The organism is Anaerobacillus sp. CMMVII, from assembly GCF_025377685.1.
Classification (GTDB): domain Bacteria; phylum Bacillota; class Bacilli; order Bacillales; family Anaerobacillaceae; genus Anaerobacillus.
In genome coordinates this window covers 138,489-162,880 of the sequence record NZ_JACEHK010000002.1, presented here as the reverse complement: position 1 = coordinate 162,880, position 24,392 = coordinate 138,489, and the positions used below count along the sequence as shown (strand labels likewise).

Annotated in this window: 18 protein-coding genes; 2 read left to right on the top strand and 16 right to left on the bottom strand. The window is 37.3% G+C overall.

Annotated features, from left to right (window positions below):
• Positions 1-4 precede the first annotated feature (4 nt).
• From uxaC to H1D32_RS04825, 15 genes are all read right to left on the bottom strand, one after another.
• Positions 5-1,411 carry a glucuronate isomerase gene (uxaC, locus tag H1D32_RS04895; RefSeq protein WP_261177081.1) on the bottom strand — a complete coding sequence of 469 codons (1,407 nt, stop codon included), beginning with the start codon at positions 1,409-1,411 and terminating at the stop codon, positions 5-7.
• Between the two features lie 152 nt (positions 1,412-1,563).
• Positions 1,564-2,208: a bifunctional 4-hydroxy-2-oxoglutarate aldolase/2-dehydro-3-deoxy-phosphogluconate aldolase gene (locus H1D32_RS04890; RefSeq protein ID WP_261177080.1), complete on the bottom strand. Its 645-nt coding sequence runs from the start codon at positions 2,206-2,208 to the stop codon at positions 1,564-1,566.
• A 30-nt stretch (positions 2,209-2,238) separates the two neighbouring features.
• Positions 2,239-3,192 carry a sugar kinase gene (locus H1D32_RS04885; protein WP_261177079.1) on the bottom strand — a complete coding sequence of 318 codons (954 nt, stop codon included), beginning with the start codon at positions 3,190-3,192 and terminating at the stop codon, positions 2,239-2,241.
• A gap of 25 nt (positions 3,193-3,217) precedes the next feature.
• The gene (locus tag H1D32_RS04880; protein WP_261177078.1) at positions 3,218-4,066 is read right to left on the bottom strand and encodes an SDR family oxidoreductase; all 849 of its coding nucleotides are present in this window, start codon (positions 4,064-4,066) and stop codon (positions 3,218-3,220) included.
• A complete protein-coding gene (gene uxuA / locus H1D32_RS04875; RefSeq protein WP_261177077.1) occupies positions 4,066-5,139 on the bottom strand; it encodes a mannonate dehydratase in 1,074 nt (357 codons plus the stop codon). Before uxuA ends, H1D32_RS04880 begins: the two co-directional genes overlap by 1 nt.
• Positions 5,140-5,315: 176 nt before the next feature.
• The gene (locus H1D32_RS04870; RefSeq protein ID WP_261177076.1) at positions 5,316-7,382 is read right to left on the bottom strand and encodes an alpha-glucuronidase family glycosyl hydrolase; all 2,067 of its coding nucleotides are present in this window, start codon (positions 7,380-7,382) and stop codon (positions 5,316-5,318) included.
• Positions 7,383-7,429: 47 nt separating this feature from the next.
• Complete coding sequence (locus H1D32_RS04865; protein ID WP_261177075.1) at positions 7,430-8,437, bottom strand: endo-1,4-beta-xylanase; 1,008 nt, start codon at positions 8,435-8,437, stop codon at positions 7,430-7,432.
• A 162-nt stretch (positions 8,438-8,599) separates the two neighbouring features.
• Complete coding sequence (locus H1D32_RS04860) at positions 8,600-10,708, bottom strand: glycoside hydrolase family 52 protein (protein ID WP_261177074.1); 2,109 nt, start codon at positions 10,706-10,708, stop codon at positions 8,600-8,602.
• A gap of 114 nt (positions 10,709-10,822) precedes the next feature.
• A complete protein-coding gene (locus H1D32_RS04855; protein WP_261177073.1) occupies positions 10,823-11,749 on the bottom strand; it encodes a carbohydrate ABC transporter permease in 927 nt (308 codons plus the stop codon).
• Positions 11,750-11,763: 14 nt separating this feature from the next.
• Entirely contained in the window at positions 11,764-12,702 is a 939-nt protein-coding gene (locus tag H1D32_RS04850; RefSeq protein WP_261177598.1) for an ABC transporter permease, read from the bottom strand.
• Between the two features lie 247 nt (positions 12,703-12,949).
• Positions 12,950-14,644 (bottom strand): ABC transporter substrate-binding protein, encoded by a 1,695-nt coding sequence (locus tag H1D32_RS04845; protein WP_261177072.1) that lies wholly within the window; start codon positions 14,642-14,644, stop codon positions 12,950-12,952.
• A gap of 444 nt (positions 14,645-15,088) precedes the next feature.
• Positions 15,089-16,843 carry a sensor histidine kinase gene (locus H1D32_RS04840; protein WP_261177071.1) on the bottom strand — a complete coding sequence of 585 codons (1,755 nt, stop codon included), beginning with the start codon at positions 16,841-16,843 and terminating at the stop codon, positions 15,089-15,091.
• A gap of 13 nt (positions 16,844-16,856) precedes the next feature.
• Positions 16,857-18,440 (bottom strand): response regulator transcription factor, encoded by a 1,584-nt coding sequence (locus tag H1D32_RS04835; RefSeq protein ID WP_261177070.1) that lies wholly within the window; start codon positions 18,438-18,440, stop codon positions 16,857-16,859.
• 290 nt (positions 18,441-18,730) lie between these two features.
• Complete coding sequence (locus H1D32_RS04830; protein ID WP_261177069.1) at positions 18,731-19,381, bottom strand: YesL family protein; 651 nt, start codon at positions 19,379-19,381, stop codon at positions 18,731-18,733.
• A gap of 41 nt (positions 19,382-19,422) precedes the next feature.
• The gene (locus H1D32_RS04825; protein WP_261177068.1) at positions 19,423-19,959 is read right to left on the bottom strand and encodes a hypothetical protein; all 537 of its coding nucleotides are present in this window, start codon (positions 19,957-19,959) and stop codon (positions 19,423-19,425) included.
• An 822-nt stretch (positions 19,960-20,781) separates the two neighbouring features.
• Here H1D32_RS04825 and H1D32_RS04820 point away from each other — a divergent pair.
• Positions 20,782-21,930, top strand: a complete 1,149-nt coding sequence (locus H1D32_RS04820) for a family 8 glycosyl hydrolase (RefSeq protein ID WP_261177067.1) — start codon at positions 20,782-20,784, stop codon at positions 21,928-21,930.
• Positions 21,931-22,142: 212 nt separating this feature from the next.
• Positions 22,143-22,328 (top strand): hypothetical protein, encoded by a 186-nt coding sequence (locus tag H1D32_RS04815; protein WP_261177066.1) that lies wholly within the window; start codon positions 22,143-22,145, stop codon positions 22,326-22,328.
• Positions 22,329-22,385: 57 nt separating this feature from the next.
• Here H1D32_RS04815 and tkt read toward each other — a convergent pair whose 3' ends face one another.
• The gene (gene tkt / locus H1D32_RS04810; RefSeq protein ID WP_261177065.1) at positions 22,386-24,389 is read right to left on the bottom strand and encodes a transketolase; all 2,004 of its coding nucleotides are present in this window, start codon (positions 24,387-24,389) and stop codon (positions 22,386-22,388) included.
• Between the last annotated feature and the right edge of the window lie 3 nt (positions 24,390-24,392).

The window sequence follows — 24,392 nt, the reverse complement described above, 5'->3', positions numbered from 1 at the left end:
TTAGTTAATCTACTTCTATCTGAAAATATTCTTTTGCATTGTTGTAGCAAATGCTTTGAACAATTTCTCCTAAGTGTTTATAATCTTCAGGTGCTTCACCTTTCTCAACCCATCCACCAATCAATTGGCAAAGGATTCTACGAAAATACTCATGACGAGTATACGATAAGAAACTTCTGGAGTCGGTTAGCATGCCGATAAATGTACTTAATAAACCAAGGTTTGAAAGATCGGTCATTTGACGGAGCATGCCATCTTTCTGATCGTTAAACCACCAACCAGAGCCAAATTGAACTTTACCCTTCACTTCTGACTGAAAGTTTCCACAAGCGGTTGCAATCACATAGTTGTGAACTGGGTTAAGTGAATAAACTATCGTCTTTGGTAATTCATTCGTTTTGTCTAATTCATTTAAGAAACCATTTAATTGTCTAGCTAATGAAAAGTCATGAATGGAATCAAAACCTGTATTTGCGCCAAGTAAAGCATGCATTCTCTCACTATTATCACGAATAGCACCAACATGCAGTTGCATCGCCCAGCCTAACGAATGATAGAGTCTTCCTAAGAATAATATTGTATGCGTTTTGTACTTCATTTCCTCGAGGAATGTAACTGCCTCTCCTTGTCTAACCTTTAAGAAAATCTTAGAAGCCTCTTCAAAGGTACACTCTTCAAAAGGCAACATTTCTAATCCATGGTCAGAAATTCGACAACCTACTTCGTGAAAATAGTGAGCACGATTATCTAATGCTCCTAATAACTCTTCATAGTTTTTAATTGGCACTTCAGATACTTCAGCCAACTTATCTACATACTCATTAAAAGTGCTTTTTGTTAGTTCGATCGCTTGGTCCGGACGAAATGTTGGAACAACTTTGGTTTTAAATTCTGAGTTCTCTTTCATTATCTGATGATAATGCAAATCATCAATTGGATCATCTGTCGTACCTACAACTTTTACATTAGACTTCTCAATTAACTGTCGGGGGCTAAAACTTGGCGTTTGTAATAATTCATTACAATGGTTCCAAACTTCTTCACTCGTGTCTTCACTTAATAGTAGATCTGTCTGAAAATATCGTTTAAGCTCTAAATGACTCCAATGATATAGAGGGTTTCCAATCGTATTGGGAACCGTTTTCGCCCAAGCTTTAAATTTTTCATAATCATTTTTCTCGCCAGTAATGTAGGGTTCAGGAATTCCAAAACTCCGCATTGCCCGCCATTTATAATGGTCACCATGCAGCCAGATCTCTGCTAAATTGCCAAACGATTTGTTTTCAGCAATTTCTTTCGGACTTAAATGGCAGTGATAATCATAGATAGGCATATCTTTCGCATAGTCATGGAAAAGAATTTTAGCTGCTTTACTATGTAATAAGAAATCTTCATGTATAAAAGGTTTCATAATCCCCTCCATATAATGACTATCAATGAGGATGTCCCAAAACAAAGTGTCAGACACCGCTAGGCACCGAATATAGACATATGTTATATCTGTACGTCTCTATTTAATAGGATCCGCGTGGTGTCAGACACTTTTGGGACATCCTCATTTTCTTAGTTAGTGCCTCTTGCCAATTTAACTTCGTTTACAAATTTCCGCGCTCGCTCCGTTAGCTCTGTGCAATAAGCCTCATCAATCACTGCCTTTGTATTCACTAATGTACTACCGACTCCAGCTGCAATTGCTCCAGCTTTTATATAAGCACCAACATTAGAAACATCAATTCCACCAGTTGGCATCATTGGAATGTGAGGTAATGGCCCGCGAACGTCTTTAAAATAACCAGGTCCTACGACGTTAGCAGGGAATACTTTAATAATATCTGCTCCGTGTTCATAAGCAGTCAGGATTTCCGTTGGTGTAAGTGCACCAGGCACACTCAAAACTCCATAGCGTTTTGTCATTTTAATTGTTTCGACATTTACAACCGGTGAAAAGACAAATTTAGCTCCTGACATAATTGCTGCCCTAGCAGTTTCAGGATCTAACACCGTACCAACACCGACAATGGCTTCTTCTTTTAATTCATCAGCAACCATTTCTACCAATGATAAAATTTTTGGCGTCTCTACCGTTAATTCTAAAGCTGTTACGCCACCTTTACTCAATGCTTTCGCGATGGGAATGATGTTGTCTTTATTCGCGCCACGAATAACCGCCACAATTCCACTATCCTTTATTTGATAAATAAGATTCATAGGACCTCCAAGAAAAATATTTGTATATTTTTATCTACTAACGTCTTCATCTGAAGAAGAATACATGAATTGGTTTAATTCAAAGCGGTCAGGCAAACCTTCAAAATCCCCCATCACCTGGGTCGCAAGGGCACCAATTGCATTCCCCCTCTCGACGATCTTTTCTAATGGTAGGTTATCTAATAATCCAGAAATGATACCCGCAGCAAACCCATCTCCTGCTCCTACCGGGTCGACTACTGTTTTCACAGAAAAACCTGGTACAAATTGCTTCTCGGACTCCGTAAAATAGTAAGCACCTTTTGCTCCTGCTTTTAAAATAACAACGGACGCTCCATGTTGTAAAAATAATTCTCCTAGTTTTTCAGGGTCAGTTTCACCGAACATAAATGAACCTTCATCGATACCAGGAAGAATGATATCTGCTAAGGCTGCAATTTCTAATAAAACACTTCTCGCTTTTTCTTCAGACCATAGCTTCTTACGCAGATTCGGATCGAAAACAACCTTTAACCTGTTTGCTTTGGCAATCGCAATTGCATGAAGGACCGTTTGATAGCAACTATCACTTAATGCAGGGGTTATTCCAGTAATATGTAGATACTTGGCCTTTGCGATATACGCTTCCTCTAGATCATTTGGAGTCAAGGTACTTGCAGCCGAACCTTTACGATAATATTGTACGCGTACATTATCACCACTTCTAACCTCTTTAAAATAAAGCCCTGTTGGTGCATGCGGATCAATTTTCACTTGGCTCACGTCAATGCCTTCCCCACGAACAAATGATAAAAGCGCTTTACCAAATTCGTCGTTTCCCGCTTTACTGATCCAGCCAACTTGATGCCCTAATCTGCTCAAACCAATAGCAACATTCGTTTCGGCTCCACCAAACCTCTGTGAGTAGGTGTGAGCGTATCTCATTAATGGTGATGAATCTGGGGTGAAACAAACCATTGTTTCACCAATCGTCACAACATCCATGTCTTAGCCTCCTTTGGAAAAAAACTTAAACTCCTGAATACGACATAAAGCCGCCATCAACTGGAACCGAAATTCCTGTGACAAAACCTGAAAGGTTCTCATCTGCTAACCATAGTAAGGTTCCAAACAAGTCTTCAGGTGAACCAAATCGTCTCATCGGAGTATGTGAGATGATTTTTTCAGATCTTGGTGTGAGTGAACCATCTTCATTTTGTAGTAATCGTCTGTTTTGATCAGTCAGAAAAAAACCAGGTGCAATGGCATTTACGCGAACTCCCACTGGTGCCATATGAACCGCTAACCATTGTGTAAAGTTATCAATCCCTGCTTTGGCCGCACTGTAGGCAGGTACTTTTGTCATTGGAGAAGGTGCGCTCATTGAGGATATGTTAATAACAATGGCACCTTTTCGATTGATCATTTTTTTCGTAAAAATTTGTGTCGGGATGACTGTGCCAATAATATTTAAGTTAAAGACATGGTTAAAACCCTCGAAGCTTAAATCAAAAAAACTTTTTATCTCAGGATTTTCAATGTCTTCTATGTTCAGCGTTTCATTTGTCGTTGAACCGTCAGGATGGTTACCTCCGGCGCCATTAATCAAGATGTCACAAGCGCCAAATTCGGCCGCTACAATTTCTTCTGCTTGCTTCACACTTTCAACATCAACAACATTACAAGCAATCGCTATTGCTTCGCCACCTGCTTCTCTAATTTCAGCGGCTACGATTTCTCCCTTTTCCTTGGTACGGTTAAGGATCGCTACTTTCACTCCGTGTCTGGCCAACTCTTTTGCCATCGCCCCACACAGAACGCCACCTCCGCCAGTGACAACTGCCACTTTCCCTTTTAAATTTTCATTTAAGGTTATCATTAATTAACCTCCTCTTTCATTCTCGTTAAGCTATCCCAAATCCCCCACATATACATAATTCCTAATCCACGATCATATAATCCATACCCTGGTCGACATTTCTCGTCCCAAATATGTCTGCCATGATCAGGTCTTGCGTACCCCGTAAAGCCTACTTCGTGATAAGCCTTAACAATTTCATAAATATCAACCGTTCCATCTTCACTGCGATGTGAAGTTTCAACAAAGTCACCATTTTCATATACTTTTACATTTCTAATGTGAGCAAACGGAATCCGATCGGCAAACTCTCTAACCATATCAGCAACATTATTTTCAGGGTTTGCACCTAAAGAACCACTGCAAAGGGTTAAACCGTTTGAAGGGCTATCTACTAGGCTTAGAAGTCTTCGTAAATTTTCTTTACATGTCATAATTCTCGGTAAACCAAAGATTGGCCAAGGTGGATCATCCGGATGAATGGCCATTTTAATATCATTTTCTTCAGCTACTGGAATGATTTCTTCTAAAAAATATTTCAGGTTGTCCCAAAGGTCTTCTTCTGAAACTTCTTTATAAGCTTCGAATAAACTAGATAATTGCTTTAAGCGCTCTGGTTCCCAACCTGGCATTGTAAAATCTGGGTTATCTGAAATCATCGAAACAAGTTGTAGTGGATCCATATCATCAACGATCGCTTTTTCATAAAATAAAGCTGTAGAACCATCCTCTAATTCCTTAAAAAGATCGGTTCTCGTCCAATCAAAGACAGGCATAAAGTTGTAGCAAATAACCTTTACTCCTACTTTTCCTAATTTTTTAATTGTCTTTTTATAGTTTTCAATATATTCATCTCTCGTCGGTAAACCTAGCTTAATATCTTCATGGATATTGACACTTTCAACGACATCAATATTTAAACCTACCTCATCAGCTTGCTTTTTGACCTCAAGAATTTTATCCATCGGCCATTCAACTCCAGCTGCAAGATCATGTAACGACCATACAATTCCTTCTACACCTGGAATATGCTTTATATGCTTTAAACTAACAGTATCGTTTCCTTCTCCAAACCATCGAAACGTCATTCTCATAATAAAAACCTCCTTCATCTTTTGCATAAGGATCCTGAAGAGGCATTTAACCTCAATGGATTCTAAAAACAATCCAAAAAGACAACTTGGCTATTCACCAAGTTGTCTTTTTATGGCGTAAGCCTAATTCTTATTTTTTTGAGTACATCCTTTTAGCTAGGGTGAATGCCCCACTTTTAATAGATCTTTCTATTCTTCTCATCAGCAATACCTGATTTACGATAAAAATAGGTATTAATGATATCGCGCCATTCTTGTGAATGCTCAGCTTGCTCTTCTTGCCTTGCTAACACATGCTTAAATCTTGCATCGTCAATTTTCCCTTCTAAGGCCAACCAACGATTTTTTAATTCTTCTGCTTGTTCAACACCTTCAAAGTGTGTGTTATAAATATGCTGAATGACAGTAATGCCAGACTTTAATTCGTGCGTGTATGGTACGTGATGGAAGAACAATAAGAGTTCATCAGGACAAGTCTCCAGCGATTCGTAAAGACTCGCATTTTCTTCGAAGTATTGCCCCGTAAAGCCAGTCCCTGTTGCCACCGTTCGATCAACACCGATCCCTTTGCAATCCGCAAAGTGATATGTGCCCCATCTATCGTATTCATAGCCGTCGACATTCGGACCATAATGATGATTTGGATTTACCATCCAACCTACACCAAGTGGCGATGTGTAATTTTCATAAATCCCCCAAGATGAAAGAAGCATTTCTGATACTGTTTCGATTACATTTGGATCAGTTCCAAACGTAGCTTTTACCCACTCATCAGTAATTTCTTCAGAAGACAATTCTGGGTTCCAAATTAAGCGACCGTAACCATAAAGATTCGCTTGCGCTAATGTGTGTCCAGTCCAGTTTTCGTCGTTACCAACATTGACAACTGCCGTTATTCCTGAATATTTATACTGATACATACTACCGTCAACAACAGACTTCACGGTTGATCCTTCACCTTTAGCATACGTGTCAAAATCAAGGATTTCTTTCCATTGCGGAATTAAATAGCATAGATGTCTTTGTTGCCCCGTATATTCTTGGGTTACCTGGAACTCTAAGATTTGATTGGTGTTAGGCATTGCACCAAATAGTGGTGAAACTCCTTCACGTACTTGGAAGTCCATTGGACCATTTTTAATTTGTAACAATACATTCTCTTTAAATTGTCCATCTAAAGGTTTGAAGTGGTCATAAGCCGCCCTTGCTCGGTCTATCGAACGATCACGCCAGTTTTGTAAGCAATTGTAAACAAAGCATCTCCAAAGCACGATACCGCCAAACGGCTCTAGTGCTTCTGCTAACATGTTTGACCCATCGGCATGATTTCTACCATACGTAAACGGGCCAGGACGGTGTTCTGAGTCAGCTTTGACCACAACCCCACCAAAATCAGGGATATAGCTGTAAACTTCTTTTGCTTTCTCTTTCCACCAGTTGCGAACATTTACATCAAGCGGATCGGCTGTTCCTAAACCACCAAGTTGGATCGTACTAGCATAGTTAACACTTAAAAACAGTTTTACTCCATAAGCTCTAAAGATATCAGCAACCCTTGCTACATCAGGAAGGAACTTAGGCGTAATCAAATACGTTTCAACCTCATGGACATTTACGTTATTAATCGTCGTCCCATTAATTCCAATCGAAGCTAAAAGTCTTGCATAATCCTTAATTCTTGAGAAATCTTCTACAAAACGATTGTCTTCAAAGAAAATGGATTTCCCAGCGTATCCTCGCTCAATGCTCCCATCCATATTATCCCAATGATTTAACATCCTAAGCTGATTTTTCGGATTTTCTATGACCTCTAAATTGATCAAACTTGTTTTAGTTTGTAACAGTCTAAGCAAATGAAAGACACCATAAAGTACTCCTTTATCTGTGTTTCCGTAGATAACAAGCGCATTATTATCATTAATAGCCTTAATTAGGTAACCTTCATCATTAAGCTGAGAAGGAAGGTTGTTACTAACTATTCCACTTAGTAAATCAACGTTACTTTTCGTAATTAACTGAACATACGAATGTCCTTCAGGAATATTCGTAACTTCTAAACTAGTGTCTAAAATCGATGAAAGACCGTTCAACAGTTCGTCTTTTGCAGAAGTTAATACTTCTGTAGTTTCAGTTACAACGATTTTTTCAAAGAAAGAATGATATTCTTTACGTAATTCAGAATTTGTAAGTTTACTATAACGTAACCAACCTTCATAACCTGTATTTCCTTTTAGGTCGTTCATGCTATATACCTCCAACCTGTTTCATGGATGACATGAAACTGCTTTATTTATTTGATATCAGTAATTTTCCAAAACGATTCTTTTGGTGTACCTTTTTCATCCAAGACAAATGGCCAATTTTTTCTTCCAGGCACCGGAAAATTACTTAACCACGTATACGCATCATTCGCTCCCCAGAACGTTACATTTGTAATAACGTCACGATATTCCCGGAAAAGTTTAAAGAACTCTTCATACCTTTTTGCTTGTAGCTCAAGAATTTCCTCTGTAGGTTGTGTTAAATCTGTACGTCGGTCATCCCAGGCAAAAGCAGAAACATCCATTTCCGTAATTTGTAGTTGTAAGCCTAATGACGCATAACGTTCGATTGCTGCACGAATATCATCTAAGTTTGGTGCATACAAGTTCCAGTGGGCTTGTAAGCCAATGCCATGAATTGGGACATCTTTTTCTAGTAAAGATTTGACAAGACGGTATATTTTCTCGCGCTTTTCTGGATCAGACTCATTATAATCGTTATAAAATAACGAAGCATTAGGATCTGCCTTATGAGCAAATTCAAAGGCTTTTGCAATAAAGTCCTCACCAATGATTTCTAACCATTTCGATTGGCGCAAATATTCCGCATGATCATCAGAGATCGCTTCATTGACAACATCCCAACTATAGAAGCTCCCTTTATAACGACCCATTACGGTTGAAATATGAGCTTCCATTCTTGCAAGAAGCGTATCACGATCCACTTGCAATCCATCTTTATTTGTAAAAATCCAGTCGGACGTTTGGTTATGCCAAACTAGTGTATGACCTCTTAGCTTCATCCCATTTTCATCAGCAAACGCCACTAGTTTATCAGCTTGATCAAAAGTATATACACCTTCTTGTGGTTGCAGAAGTCCAAATTTCATTTCATTTTCAGCTGTTAAACTATTAAAATGCTTTTTTAATAATTCTTTGTCAGAACTTAATGTCTTCGAATTAACTGCCGCACCAATTGAAAAATAGTCTTTATAGACTTCATGAAGTGCAGGTATAATTGTACGTTTTTGATCCATGGTTTTCGCCTCCGAGTGCTTTAACATTAAAATTTCACCCGTCTACTGGGTAATCGAGATAGACGGGTGATTTTGTTTTTATATGGCTGTTTCTAAAAGATTGTTGCTTTTAATATAGCTAGTATTAACAAGCTATATTTTGCCTCTTACTAGGGACTCTACTTATTCTTCTAGCCAAAGAATGCTTGTGACTCCACGAGGATAATATTTACTACCTGAAATTTCTCCAGAAATGATCTGATCACTCCAACTCCAAATAGATAATGTCGGATGTGTTAACCATTCAACGTGAGCAGCATCTGCTTTCGCGCCTTTTTCCTCCCAAGGTAGATGTAAAATGTGACGAGCAATAAATTGAGATAGATAAATTTTACTTAACCACGAATTATTGCTAGTAGAGGAAATTTTCCATCCACCATTTTCGAATAAGCAAATACCTTCTTCTAAGACCACTTCTAAATGGTTTTCTAATACTTGAATATAACTTGCAAAACGTCCATTACGATCTAAGGCTTCCTGGCAATTTGTAAAGTAAGGGAATACTAATCCTTCAATAGCAGGAATTATCTTTGAGTCATTGCCTTCTCCGATAACTGCAGGAATATACCCATGCTCCGTAACATTTTCTGTCATTGTCTTCGCTGCTATATCTGCTTGAGTTCCAGCAGCCTGCGCCAACTCAGCTAAACCTTCTCTAGCAAAGATCTTTTCTAGTGCAACATAGGCTGCCCAACATTTCCCTGCTAAATAGATATTATTTCGGGCCTGACCTAAAGAAACATCAAGGCTGTCGTAAGTAGTAATTTCTGCTCCACCCATCGTTCTTGAGCTATCAAGACCCATTAATCCATTTCTTTTGTCTGGTTCAGGATGGTCACGATTTAACATACTTTGGAAGCATTGTTCAACTACTGATAGGTTTGCTTGTAACCACTCTTGGTCTCCTGTTTGCTCAACATATACAGCTGCACATAAAATCCAGTTTACTAACTGCTCTTGTGTCATGTGGGAGAAACACCCATCTAAACCGTATAGCTCATAAGACGAGTAATGTTGTCTTGAAAACGTGTTGGCAACTCCCATATCATGGGTAAAGCTTAGTCCACCCGGATACTCTGTATCATCACCAGGAAAGCGAACTTTGTCTTCATAGCTGTACCTTGCAACAAACAAATCAAGCACATTTTTTACAGTCCAAGGGTTCATTTTCATTTCAAAGAATAATTGGTCTACCGTAAGATCGAACGTATTCATCATACGATATTCCCCTTCGTTAACGACCCATAATGGCTTGCCTTCATGTTCTAATAATTGTGTACAACCATAATAACTTCTAATTGCATGAGCCATCATAAATTTTTGATCATCTGATAGCTTTGCTTCTGTTATCATGCCATTAGATTTTACTGCTTTCTCTACTAATTTTCCGAAATTCGCAAGTGCATACTCGCCAACCTCTTCAATATTTTTAAAATACTTAGTATAAAGATACGTTGTATCTAAACCAGCTGTAGCAAACCCATGACGATGGAAGCAAATCGCAAATTGATACGTTTTTACTTCACCAGCTGGTGTATCCATGATTAAAGCGCCGACCTTACCTAATCCAAACGTCCAATTCTCTTGGAGGGGATTAAGCAAAATATCTTCCATACTAAAGTGCATAGCCGACTTAATACTAGGATCGTTGGATACGATCGCTGTTAAGCGTCCTTGGCCAACACCTACTAAATTTGATGTATCGTCAAGACGACGCATTGAACTATATGGATCAGAGCCTTCATAGCCGAAAAATGCTCGTCTTGTTTCTTTCCCATGTGAATTGTCTACGGTTAGTTCTGCAATTACTGCAGGCACTAGCGCTAACTTCAAGTCTGCTTCCAAAGCACTTGAAGGATCAGGAACAGCCTGTATTGGGGAATAAATTGTAAATGTAAGATCCCCTGCCTTCCAAGTATCAGTTGAAACATTAAATTCTCGCTTCAATTTTTCATTTGCGTAATGTACTAATATTTCCGGCTTATTCGGATTCGGATCAGGATTTTCAATATCATAACGTGCTGCTTCACTTTCAGCATCTAAATGAAATGGGAGTGTTTCGAAAATCCCCTTTTCCGCTGTTTCAAGTCCAATATAAACGTTTTGTCTTGGGGAGCGGCCTAGTTCTAAATCTAAGCCGCCACCATTACCTGGAAAACCTAATGTAAAACTTGAGAATGCCCCAATAGGAGAATGATGTGCATTAAAAAAGATATTTTTTGGAGTAGACATAAATTAACTAGATTCCTTTCTGAAACAAATTAGAATGATAGTCTTGTACTCCCAAAATGAAAGTGATATACTTTCTCAGGGTACATATTAACTTTTTTAAGTTGACAGAAATGACTATCCTTTTACTCCACCTAAAGTTAATCCTTTTACGAAATACTTTTGTAGGAATGGGTAAACACAAATAATTGGAATACTTACAATCATTGTCATCGCAGCTCGAATTGATGTCGGTGTTACAGTATTAGCACTTACGTTTTGTGCATTAGCAAACGCATCAGCCGTTGTTCTTGATGCTGTATTGGCACTTGAGCTTTGGAGTATTTTCATTAATTCATATTGAAGCGTACTTAGTTCTGGCTTTGATGAGTTGTAAAGAAACACATCGAACCATGAGTTCCACTGACCTACAGCAACGAACAATGAGATTGTTGCAATTACTGGAATACAAAGTGGTAAAGCAATTTTGAAAAACATTGTGAATTCGCCTGCACCGTCAATTTTCGCTGACTCGAAAATTGTTTCTGGTAAACCTTCAATAAACGAGCGTACAACAATTAAGTTAAATACACCGATAATTCCTGGTACGATATAAATCCAAAATGATCCGATTAATGAAAGCTCTCTCATTAATAAATAAGTTGGAATTAGACCACCATTGAAGTACATAGTTAATACGAAAGCAATCGTAACAAACTTACGTAAAACAAAGTATTGACGACTAATTGTATAAGCTACCATTGCTGTACAAATAACTGAAATCGCTGTACCAACAACAGTCCTTAAGACTGAAATTACCCCAGCTTGTAATAGTTGGGCTTCTCCAAACACATGCTGATAGTTATATAGCGTGAACTCCCTCGGCCAAAGGTAAATCCCGCCTCTAACAGAGTCAGTCGCTTCATTAAATGATACCGCTAATGTATTTAACATCGGGTATAACATGACTATACAAAGTAAAATCAGGAAAACCGTATTGGTTGAATCAAAGATAATATCATCTACTGAACGCTTACGGTTCGTTAATTTTCGTAAAAATTTCATGATGCCCCTCCTATCTAGAATAGTCTTGCTTGTCCTAGTCGTTTCGCAATATAGTTTGCGGAGAATAAGAAGATGAAGCTGACTACGGTTTTAAATATCCCTGCTGCTGTTGCTAATGAGAAATTCCCCATCGAAATACCATATCTTAAAACGAAAATATCTAGATTTTCTGCATAATCCATATTCATTGGGTTCATTAATAAGTATTGTGCTTCAAACCCTGAATCCAGGATATAACCCATGTTCATAATTAATAGAATGATAATAACTGGTTTCATAGCTGGTAGTGTAATATACCAAATTCGTTGAATTCTCGTAGCTCCATCCATCTCAGCTGCTTCATATTGTTCTGTATCGATCATCGCAATTGCCGCTAAATAAATAATGGAATTCCAACCAACGTTTTTCCAAACATCTGAAGCTCCAATAATACCCCAGAAATACTCTGCCTTTCCTAACCATAAAACTGGCTCGCTAAGAATTCCTATGTTAACTAAAACAATGTTTACGATACCGTTTTCCATTGATAGTGCATAAGAAACGATACTTGCTGCTACTACCCATGATAAAAAGTGAGGCATGTAACTAATTGTTTGGACGATTCGCTTGAATGATAGATTACGAAGTTCATTTAGTAGGATTGCCAACCCAATTGCAGTAACAAATCCGAGCACTAAATTAATAAAACTCATGGCAATCGTATTTCTCATTACTTCCAAAAATCTTGGATTAGAAAATAAAAATTCAAAATGTTTAAACCCAGCCCATGTTTGTTCTAAAATTGGTCTTGCTGGTTTAAAATCCTGAAAAGCCATTGTCCATCCGTACAGTGGAACATATCTAAAGATAAATAACCAAATTAAAAACGGAAGACTCATAATCAGTAAAGCTCTTTGTTCTTTACATCGGTGTAAAAACAACTTAAAACCTTTAGGTCTTTGTACTGGTCTCATTGGATTTTGTCCAATTGGTGTTTGCGGTAGTGACAATGTTGCTCCCTCCTTGTTGTTCAACGTAGAATGGTTAGGAAAAGCAAGGATTTTCGCCACACTATGAGGCTAGCCTTGCTTTTCCTAATACATAGGATCTTCATTTTTTTGCATCTAATTTAGAGATGCTCCCATAGCTTTGAAAAAGTGAAGCTGTGACAATCCAGTTATTCGGTTTGTCACAGCCTCTACTTTTACCAAACTGTATTTATTACCATTCGCCTCTTACTCGTTGCTTTACTACTTCTGTATAGAAGATTTCATATGCATCTACATCTAACTTTCTATAGTCAGTTGTGAAATCGTTCCACTGAGCCTCAAACTCGGCTTCAGAAGCTGCAAGAACAAGTCTTGGGTAATATCTTCTAACTAACTCATCAGCTTGTTGGTTAAAGATTTGCTGTGGTGAACCTTGCTCCATGTTTGCACTCCAAGCAGGGTACCAAGGACGATCGTCTGGATCAGAGAATAATTGTGCGAATGTTTCAATTCCGTAAGCATTTAAATATTCTTTATCGCCTTCTGTGTAAGAAGCTAAAGCAACTTCTGGTTGTCTACGTGGCTCAACAGCGTTTCCGTCTGAGAATGAACCGTTGATACGTGGCCAGCTCCACTCGAAGTAAGTCATACCTAGTGCTTCTCTCTCTTCTTGTTTTTCTGTTAATAATAATTGCTCTTCTGTGCGGTAGTAACGACCGTTAGCATCTACAGTGTAATGCTCGCCTTCAAAGCCCCACATTACTAATTTTTGTGTTTCTTCTTTAATTAACTCATTCCAGAATTGGATAATACGCTCTGGATTTTTCGCACTTACAGTGATACCTACACCACGGTTGTTTGTGAACGCTGGTGGATCTAAATATTGGTCTTTAGTATTCTCATCAAATACGATTGGTAATGCCATAAACTCACGTTCAGGATTTCCAGCAGTTCTTAACGCGTCACGAGCTTGACCCCATTGCCAGCCGTAATCGAAGAAACCAAGTACACGTCCTGAAGTTAATTTTGCTAAATACTCATCGTAGTTCGCAACGAACATTTCTCTGTCTAATAAACCTTTAGAGTTAATTTCATTTAACTTTTGTAAATATCTCTTAGCATACTCAGAGTCTGCATAAACAGATGCTTCGTGAGTATCCATGTCAATCATAACGCCACCGTCATTTGGGTAACCAGCTAAGTGGTTTGGTGCGTTAGAGAAAGCGAAAAACCTCCAGTCATATGTTAAACCTGTGTATGGAATTACATTCATTCCATCGATTTGCGGATTTGCTTTTGCATAGTTTTCGATTAATTCGAAGTATTGATCTAAAGTTTTGATTTCTGGGAACCCAGCCTCTTTAAGAATTCCACGTTGGATCCAGAAAGCACCTTGGTCGATGTTTGGATTAGGAATATATTCGTTAACTGTTGGTCCGAAAGGAATATAGTAGATCTTCCCATCTTCGTGAGTCATATGTTGAATATAGTCACCATAAGCCGCTAATAGATCTGGGCCATGCTCTTCAAGTAAATCGTTAAGTGGAATTAACGCACCTGCATCTAATAATGTATCGATTGCAGCATCTGGAACGATTACGTCTGGGTAATCACCACTCGCTACCATAACCCCGATACGTGTGTTCATATCTCCTACAAGATGCTCAACTTTAAAGTTAACACCTGTTTTTTCTTCAAGTATTTTACCAATTCTAGTTGTGTTTGTATCAATGTCTTTTAATGATGTTGCTGCATTAAAATATGAATAAGTTACTGGTGTTGTATCAATCTTAGCTTCTTCAGAACCCTCAGTAGGTGATTCTGTTTTCGGATCTTCTTTTGCTACTTCGTCTTTGTTCGAACATGCAGCAAAGACTAGTACAAAGGACAACATTAATAATAATAACAAATTACTTCTTTTTAACATTTTGCAACCCCTCTCTTTTTTAAAAGATGCTTAACTCTTGTAAGCACTTTCATTATAGCGCTTTCAAAACTTAAACATGACCCACTAAACTATAGTTTTAACCCTGAAAAATTTAGTTTATTTTTGAATTCATAATTTAATATTTTTCGCTACTAAGTTCTAAATGTAGTTGCGCGAGTGCCATTCGCTACTACATTTAGATTGATTGATATAGCTTGATTAAGGTAATTATGAAATTCACTCTATTCCCCCAACTTTTTTCTAGTTCCAAATTAATGAAATGATGGTTCAAATAAATATAGATGAAAGAGGCTGGGACAAAAGTGTCTGACACCACGTGGATCCTACTAAGTATAGACAATCAGATTAATAATTTGTCTACATTCGGTGCCTAGCGGTGGCGGTGTCTGACACTTTGTTTTGTCCCAGCCTCTTTTCTTTTTCTTATAAATTCCCTCGCGGGTCACAACGTAACTTGATAATTACGGTTGTCCCCACATTTGCTGTACTTTCTATTGTAAAACTAAAATCATCTTTAAAATATAGTTTCAAGCGATAATAGACATTTTTTATACCTACACTATCACCCATGCTATTTTCATTTTTTAACCCTTCAAGTAACTCTTTTAATTTTTGTTCAGACATACCAGCGCCATTATCGGTGAGTGTGTAGACTAGCTCACCATTGACCAATTGAATTGAAAGATGGATTTCACCTTTTTCTTTCACTGCCTCTATTCCGTGAATACTTGCATTTTCAACAAAAGGAAGGAAAGCTAAATTTGGAATAATACAATCATGAGCAGCTTCATCAACTTCGATATGATACTCTAATTTATCCCCAAAACGGTACTTCTGTATTTCAAGAAAACAAATAATTAACTTCATTTCCTCTCGTACTGTAACCCATTCCTTACCCCATGTTAAAGAATTTCTAAAGATTTTAGCCATATTTTGAATGATCTTTGCTGTTTCACTCTCATCTTTCATCACACTACGCATTCTGATTGTTTCAAGTGCGTTAAATAAGAAATGAGGATTGATTTGACTTTGAAGTGCACTAAGTTGAGCTTGCTTCTCTTTAAGCTCGAGATCTTTCTTTTCAAGATTTGCAAGGTAAACATCATTAATGAGTTTTTTAATCGTGCGTGACATTCTGTTAAACTCTTTTGTTAATTCGCCTATTTCGTCCATATCATCAGATGAGGTAATTGTCGCAAACTCTTGATTTTTCATTTTTTTCATATGTCTTAAAATACGTGACAGACGAACATTAATCGATCTAGAAATAAGGACAATAACGAGTGTTGGTAACAAGAAGTTAATACTAGATAAGATAATAATAAAAAGTCTAGAGTTTTTGACTTCTTCTAATATTTCCTCTTGTGAAATGGTACCAACAATTTTCCAATCACCGAAATAATTCGTTGGTAATTGCTTTTCATCCAAGAAGATTGTGTCCTTATCCATTGTTAATGAATGAAAATTAATAATCTCACTACGCCAGTCAACATAACTATTATTTGAATATTCAATGTTACCTTCATCGTTTATCAAATATACATTTCCTGGATAGGCGACGTTATCAAAGATTGATCTTATTGTTAAAGGATTGATATCAATTTTAATGATTTTTTGAAACTTGTCTTTCGTTCTGTAATAATCTAACTCACTGATAACACTAAATGAGTTGCTATCTACAATTGGGTTCGCCCTGATTACGATTGGATAACGCTCTTCTTTTACAAGATTGTACCAACTAGTATAAGTCGTTTCCTCTGTAATTGGTCGGACACCACCAGCATAAATCATCGTAGGGTTATCCGTATAAAACGTAATAGATTGAATCGAGTAATATAGTGGGCTAAAACGTGAGTACCCCCGCAAAGTAATATCATATGCTTCTATGTACTCAATTGTCGTTTCATACTCTTGTTCAAAGAAATCATATAAATTGTTATCGGTGTAAAATCGCGTTGAGATCCCGACAGCTTGGTCAACTGTAGAAACGAACTCATTTGTGATTTGATCTAATACAAGTTGAACGTCATGCATTTTTTGTTTTTTGATATTATTGATTGTGACATTATAGAACGCTACATTCGTAAACACAATCGGAATAAACACTAAAAAAATATATAAAATTAATAATTTATTTCGTAACTTAACATTGTTAAAGCTATATTTAGAAGGTTTCATTTTTCATTCCTTCTCAATCTTTATTTTTTAATAGTTGATTTCTGTATTCAGTTGGCGTCATTTTGTTTATTTTCTCAAACTGAGTGACAAAGTAATCTGTACTTCCAAACCCTATTTTATCCGCCACTTCATATACCCGCATATCCGTTTGCCTAAGAAGTTTCTTCGCTTCATCAATTCTAATCTTAAGTAAGAATTCCTTAAAGTACACACCAAAGGTTTTTTTAAACAATTGCCCCATATACACAGGGTTCATGTAGTATTTATTCGCAATACTCTTTAAGCTAATATTTTGGTGATAATTATTTTCAATATAAGTTTTTATTTTGTATATATCACCCTTCATATTGTCTTTGCGTAAATTCTGAATAATCGCTGAGCATTCAAGAATAAATGTAGTGAATGTTTCTATTAATTCTTTTAATGTTAGGTTACGCTCCCCCCATGAAATCATCGATTGAAGAGTTGAAATATTTTTTTCATCACCTTCCATATTATTGATCGTTTGAATCATTCCATGTATACATCTGTTAATAGATGTCTTTACTGATCTAGGTGCGAACCTCTTTGTTTGGAATTCGAGAAAAATATCCTCAACAATTTTCTTGATCCCAGCGACATTATTTTCCTCAATCATTTCCATAAGTGATATATATATTTTACTATCTAGCTCGTTATAGTTAACATCGATATCTTTGATATTTTCGTAATTAATCGGCGCCTCATCAGTAAGAATGTATTTATAACTCCGGACATGGTTAGCCGTTTCATAAGACATCTTTAGATCCTCTAACCTATTTACTTTCTGCCCAATACAAATCGTGATTGCATGATTTGTAGTTTGTGACAAATTCTTTTTACATTGGCTTGCAAACTTTGTAACATCACCATTATACTTTTTTAAGAGTCCATTTGGTATTACCATTCCTAAAGCAAAATCAGACTGTTCATATAGTGGTGTATCTTGAGAGCTACCTGACATTTTAATTATCACTTCCGGGATAGCGACTCTCAAATGATCTAGAGAAACATCAGTAACATCAGTAACTTCCGCAATGTTGTTAACCTCTACTAAGGCATAGTAAAAATATTCTTCATTCGTAATATGTAGTAATTCGGCTAAATCATTGACTTCACTTTCGTCAAAAGCGCCCTCTATTAGTTGTGCAAATGCCTGCTCAATTCGACCTCTTTGTTTTTCAGTTGTTTCCGTTTTTTCTTGGTTCAGCGTTTTCGCAAGTTTCTCCAGCGTTTCTTCAAGTTCATCCTGGTCAATAGGCTTTAAAACAAAATCAAGAACTTTGTACCTAACCGCCTGTTGAGCATATGAAAAGTCATTATAACCAGATACGATAATAAATTTTGTTTCATTATTATCTAATTCTCTAACCTTTTTTATTAAAGATAAGCCATCAACTACAGGCATTCTTACATCCGTAATAACTAGGTCTGGTTTCTCTTCTTGAATGATGTTAAAGGCGTCCTCTCCATTCTCTGCCTCCCAACCTATCTCGAAGCCGTATTTTTCCCAGTCAATTAAACTCATCAAACCTTTACGTACAAACACTTCATCATCAACTAAAAGAACTTTATACATTTTAACAACCCTACCCTTCTCTTTGAAGAATTTTTTAGGAATAAGACTATTTATTGAGTTTTTATATTAGCTCATGTAGCCAGCTGATCACTTGCCTGAAGCTAGACAACAATTCTAAAAAAGCTTCCTTTCTTATCTAGAAAAAATGAGCCTTGAGACAAGTTTTTGTCTCTAAAGCTCATTTTTCTCTAAAGACTCTCTAATGAGCAACAATGTTAGAATGAATTCTAATTGCATAAAATCTTTATTAAAAATATTTATTGAGTGAAATTCTTAGTTTTTTTCAGAACTTACGCTAGTATACTGTTTTTTTGGATAATCTTTTCCTTCTTTTGCTCCACCCGTGAAAATGCCATGGAAGCTGGCCACATGATAGCCATACCGATCATAGAGATACTAAAGAAAGGAATTAATCCTGGAACTAGATAAAAAAGATAAAGAAGAAGAAGTAAACTTGCCAGTAATGTAATAAGTGCTAATGGGTTTACTAATCCAATAATAAACGCCACCTTAACATACTGAACTAGTTTATAGTCATAATGAACGTAAACAGGAAAAATAAAGAATAAGGTAATCAAATAAATAACTGTAGCAATTCCCACTCCCACCAAAAGCACCGTGTGCATAAAACCACTTAACGTACTTAGATATAAGAAGTTAAAGTAAATGACATAGCCTATACCAGCAAAAATAAGTCCTAGTACATTTATTTTAATAAATTCATTTTTGTAGGTACTAAGAAACGTTCGAATAACAGAAATATCTGGTTCTTTCATAACCCACTTCCGTAATACAGCAAACATCGCTACGGTTGCTGGTAAGATCCCAAATACGACTAAACCTGCTAATGTTGCAAATAGCCATAATAAGTTCACATAAGCAAACCTCCATATCCACTCACATGTACGGTAAAACTTACTAGACATCCAGCTTACATTCATTTTTTTACCCCCTTTTTTATACTGTATGGCATCTCAATGACTCATAATAATTGCTCTAATATTTGTTTCCCAATCTCCTGATAAGGGCTGTGTTTGACAATAACAGCTAGTAAAGGTGTTGAGCTTTCCAAGCCTAGTTTTTGTAATAGTTGTGAGTCATTAGACAACGGGACTGCATATAAATGAAGCTCACCACTTTCATCATCCTCCAGAATATATTCTTCATAGGAGATTGAACTTGGGATAAAATCGATAAATTCATCTAACGGCGATAATCCATAAGAATCTAATATGATATGTCTAAGTGAGTAATCGACAATAAATAGATCGACCTTCTTTGCAACAATCTCAATCGCTAACTTTTCATGAGAAGCCGGAAAAAGGTTTAAATCTAGTTCAACTTCTCCCAAAATAGGAGAAATCATATTGACAACACCCTGCTCATAGGCTGAAGGGATTTGTGAAAGAAACATGACATGTAAGGATTTATCTTCCTCAACGGCCTGCTTATTTCCACAAGCTGTCATTAGAATTAACACCAGAAATGGTAGTAGATAGAAATGTATTTTCTTCTTCAAGTAAGTCCACCGACCTTTCTTTACTCTTGGCTCTTTTCTAAAACATGTTGCTAAAATAATTTGGAAATCCCTTAAAAGAAGAGATCACCCAATAAATTTAGTAAGAAATGAAATCTAAATATTCATGTGTAATATCCGGCTTTTGGGATTTTTACGAAAGCAAACAAACTTCGCGAAAACAGCCCTACTCTTTGAAAACGCTTTAATAACTTCAAATGTGAAAATCCCCTTCAACAAAAGTAAGGAATACTAAATTTTAACTTAAAAAAGAACAGAAAAAAAGGAATAAAACTAAAGTTTATACCTAAAAAAACTTACAATTTTATTGGAAAATTTCACAATATCGATCGGCTGCGAAAGGTTTAACGCAACTACAATTAGAACTTAGTAGCGCAAATAATGAATTTTGGAACTTAAATAAATTTTATTAGTATACTAATTCATTTTACCATAATGACGTTGTGAAACTTACTCACTATTTTTTCCAGAAGGTACGCTTTAAATTTTTCATTTTACCCGTAGCATATATACTCAACGTTATCCGCTCTTAATAAGAAAACTGACTATAACCCTGAAAAAAATCTTTATTTTGCAATGTAAATCCTTTATTTTACATCCTTACTTTAAGGATTAGAGGTTGTTATACTTACAAAAGCAACAAGAAGGTTACAGTTAAGCTTTGTGAGCTACTCTGTAAAAACATCAGGGATGGTGAACGTGAACTTCTATTTTGGAACTGACTTTCTTTATTTTTGTAAATGTAAGCGTTTCCCATTTTTGCGTTTTGATAGCCTATAATTTATTTGAGGAGGTTTTATTTTAATGAAGAAAACAGATGGTGCTTTTTATACAGGAGAATACCGAAATGTATTTAAGGAATATGGATATTCAGAAGTTGAAATCTCTGCACGTGTTCAAGATACGTGGGAACAATTATTTTTTGGTGACGAAGAAATGAGAATTTACCACGAGGTTGGCGATGACCTTGGTTATATGCTCGATACTGGAAATATCGATGTCCGTACAGAAGGAATGTCTTACGGGATGATGATGGCAGTTCAAATGAACAATAAAGATGTTTTTGATCGACTTTGGAAGTGGACTTATACCTATATGTTTATGACAGAAGGAGAGAATGCCGGTTACTTTGCTTGGTCTTGTAGCCCTGAAGGAAAGAAAAATTCTTATGGTCCTGCTCCTGATGGTGAAGAATACTTTGCATTGGCATTATTTTTCGCCTCACATCGTTGGGGTGATGAGACTGAAGCGCCCTTCAACTATAGTCAGCAAGCGAAGGATTTACTTCACACTTGTATTCATAAAGGCGAAGATGGTGTTGGTCACCCAATGTGGAACCCAGAAAATAAACTGATCAAGTTTATTCCTAACTGTGAGTATTCGGATCCATCCTATCATTTGCCTCATTTTTATGAGCTATTTAGCTTATGGGCATATGAAGAAGACCAACAATTTTGGAAAGAAGCAGCTCAAGCTAGCCGCGAATATTTAAAAATTGCTTGTCACCCTGAAACAGGACTTTCTCCTGAGTATGCCCATTATGACGGCACACCTAATGACGAGAGAGGGTTCGGGCACTTTTACAGTGATTCCTACCGTACAGCAGCTAACATTGGCCTTGACTACGAATGGTTTAGAGGGGATGTTTGGGAGACTGAGGAAGCAAATAAAATACAGGCCTTTTTCTCTGACAAGGAACCTAGTGATTATCGACGCTATAAAATTGACGGAGAACCATTTGAAGAAACAGCTCTTCACCCAGTTGGTTTGCTTGCAACAAATGCAATGGCTTCTTTAGCAACGGTGGACGGCCCAAACGCTCGGGCGAGTGTGGATCTATTCTGGAATACACCGTTACGTACAGGAGTAAGACGCTATTATGATAACTGCTTATACTTGTTTGCAATGCTTGCTTTAAGTGGTAACTTTAGAATTTGGATGCCGAAACTTTGAGTTTTGAGTTGTTTCAGTGATGCTTTGAAGTGCATCCCTCAAAAACCTTCACTAACTCATAACTCATACTTCAAAACTCAACACAATTCAATTTCGAATATGTCGACCCGTTACCTACTCCCTTTGTTTTTCCCAACGACAAAGTTCTATTACAGGATTAACTGAGTAGAGATGTAATATAAAAGCTATTTTATATTTTAGGAGGCGGTATTATGTTATGGTTAACGGTTATTGTGGTCGTCCTCGTCATTTTCATCTTTACTGCTATGTATCTTAAGAAAGCCACTCCTGCACCAGAAAAAGAAGTTATGGAGAAGCATTGTAAAAGTTGTTTAAATATCATTCCACAAGATTACACCAAATCATTATGCCCTCATTGTAGAAAGTTTTTGATGTAGAAGTCACATAATAAAAAAGCTCATACTTAGTCAAAGAACTAAGTGTGAGCTTTTCCTTTATTTCAATATTTTCTTAAACTGAGAAACAACGTTCTCAACTGTAAACCCGTATTCGGATAAAATTTTGTCCATTGGTGCAGATGCCCCGAATTCATCAATCGCTAGTACAGCGCCTTCGTCACCAGTGTATTTATGCCAGCCAATGGAAGAACCCATTTCAATTGCTAAGCGAGCCTTCAAATGTTTAGGAAGAACAGTTTCTTTGTATTCTGTTGTTTGCTCCTCAAAGCGTTTCCAGCTTGGCATACTAACTACTGAAACAAAGATCCCTTCTTTTTCAAGCTCTTTTTGCGCTTCAACTGCAAGTGGCACTTCAGAGCCTGAAGCTAATAATAAACCTTGTTCCGTGCCTTGTGCTTTTGAAATGACATATGCACCTTTTGTCACACCTTCATAAGCTGCTTCGGCTGTTGGAACAGTTGTCATTAAATCTTGACGACTTAATAAAAGGATTGTTGGTTCATCTTTACTTTCTAACGCTACTTTCCAAGCGGCAACCGTTTCATTACTATCCGCAGGGCGAATGACGTTTAAGCCCGGCATTGCTCTAAAAGATGCCAATTGCTCTACTGGCTCATGAGTAGGTCCATCTTCACCAACAGCAATACTATCGTGCGTAAACACAAATGTAACCGGAAGCTTCATTAATGCCGATAATCGAACCGCAGGGCGTAAATAATCTGAGAATACAAAGAATGTAGCCCCGAATGGTTTGACACCACCGTGTAATGCCATTCCGTTTACGATTGCTCCCATCGCAAATTCTCGAACCCCGTACCAGACATTACGTCCGCTGTAGTCATTGCGTGAGAAATTTGCCTCTCCCTTTAGTAACGTTTTATTTGAAGACGCTAAGTCTGCAGACCCACCAAAAATTGCTGGAACTTTTTGAGCAAATGCATTTAATGCCTCTCCACCAGAGTTACGAGTTGCCACTGCTTTTCCAACTTCATATACAGGAGCATCTGCATCCCAACCTACTGGCAGTTCACCTTTGATTGCTACTTGCAGCTTTTCAGCTAATTCTGGGTAAGCTTTGCTGTATTGCTCAAGTAACTCGTTCCAACTTTTTTCATGTTCCCCGCCTTGCGCTTTTACTTCTGAAAAAAATTGGGCAACCTCCTCTGGAACATGGAACTCTTCCGAATAACTCCAACCATACACTTCTTTTGTTTGCTTAATTTCATCTAAACCAAGTGGAGCCCCGTGTGACGCTGATTTTCCTGATTTATTAGGAGAACCATATCCAATCGTCGTTTTTACTTCAATTAAAGTTGGACGCTCATCTTCTTTTGCTTCGTTAATCGCTTGATTAATGGCTTCAACATCGTTGCCATCTTCCACACGAATGTAGTGCCAGTTATATGCCTTAAAACGTTGTTCGACACTTTCAGAAAATGACATATGAAGATCTCCATCTAGAGAAATATCATTCGAATCGTATAGCACCACTAATCGTCCTAACTGTAAATGCCCAGCTAATGAAGCAGCTTCAGCAGAAACGCCTTCCATTAAATCGCCATCACCACAAATGCAGTACGTATAATGATCGACAACATCAAAATTCTCTTTATTGAATGTAGCAGCTAAATGCCTTTCAGTCATCGCCATCCCTACCGCCATGGCGAAACCTTGACCAAGTGGGCCAGTTGTAGCATCAACACCAGCGGTATGTCCAAACTCAGGATGTCCTGGAGTTTTGCTCCCCCATTGACGGAAACTTTTAAGATCATCTAGAGATACATCATATCCTGTTAAATGTAAAATGCTGTATAACAACATAGAGCCGTGCCCAGCTGATAAGACAAAGCGGTCACGATTAAACCAATTTGGATTAGTAGGGTTATGTTTCATTAAATTGCCATATAGAGCAAAGGCCATTGGAGCTGCTCCCATCGGCATCCCAGGGTGTCCAGAATTCGCTTTTTCGATACTATCAATCGAAAGCGTTCGAATCGTATTAATCGCTAATTGTTGAATTGTCGCTTGTTCAGTTGCCAAAAA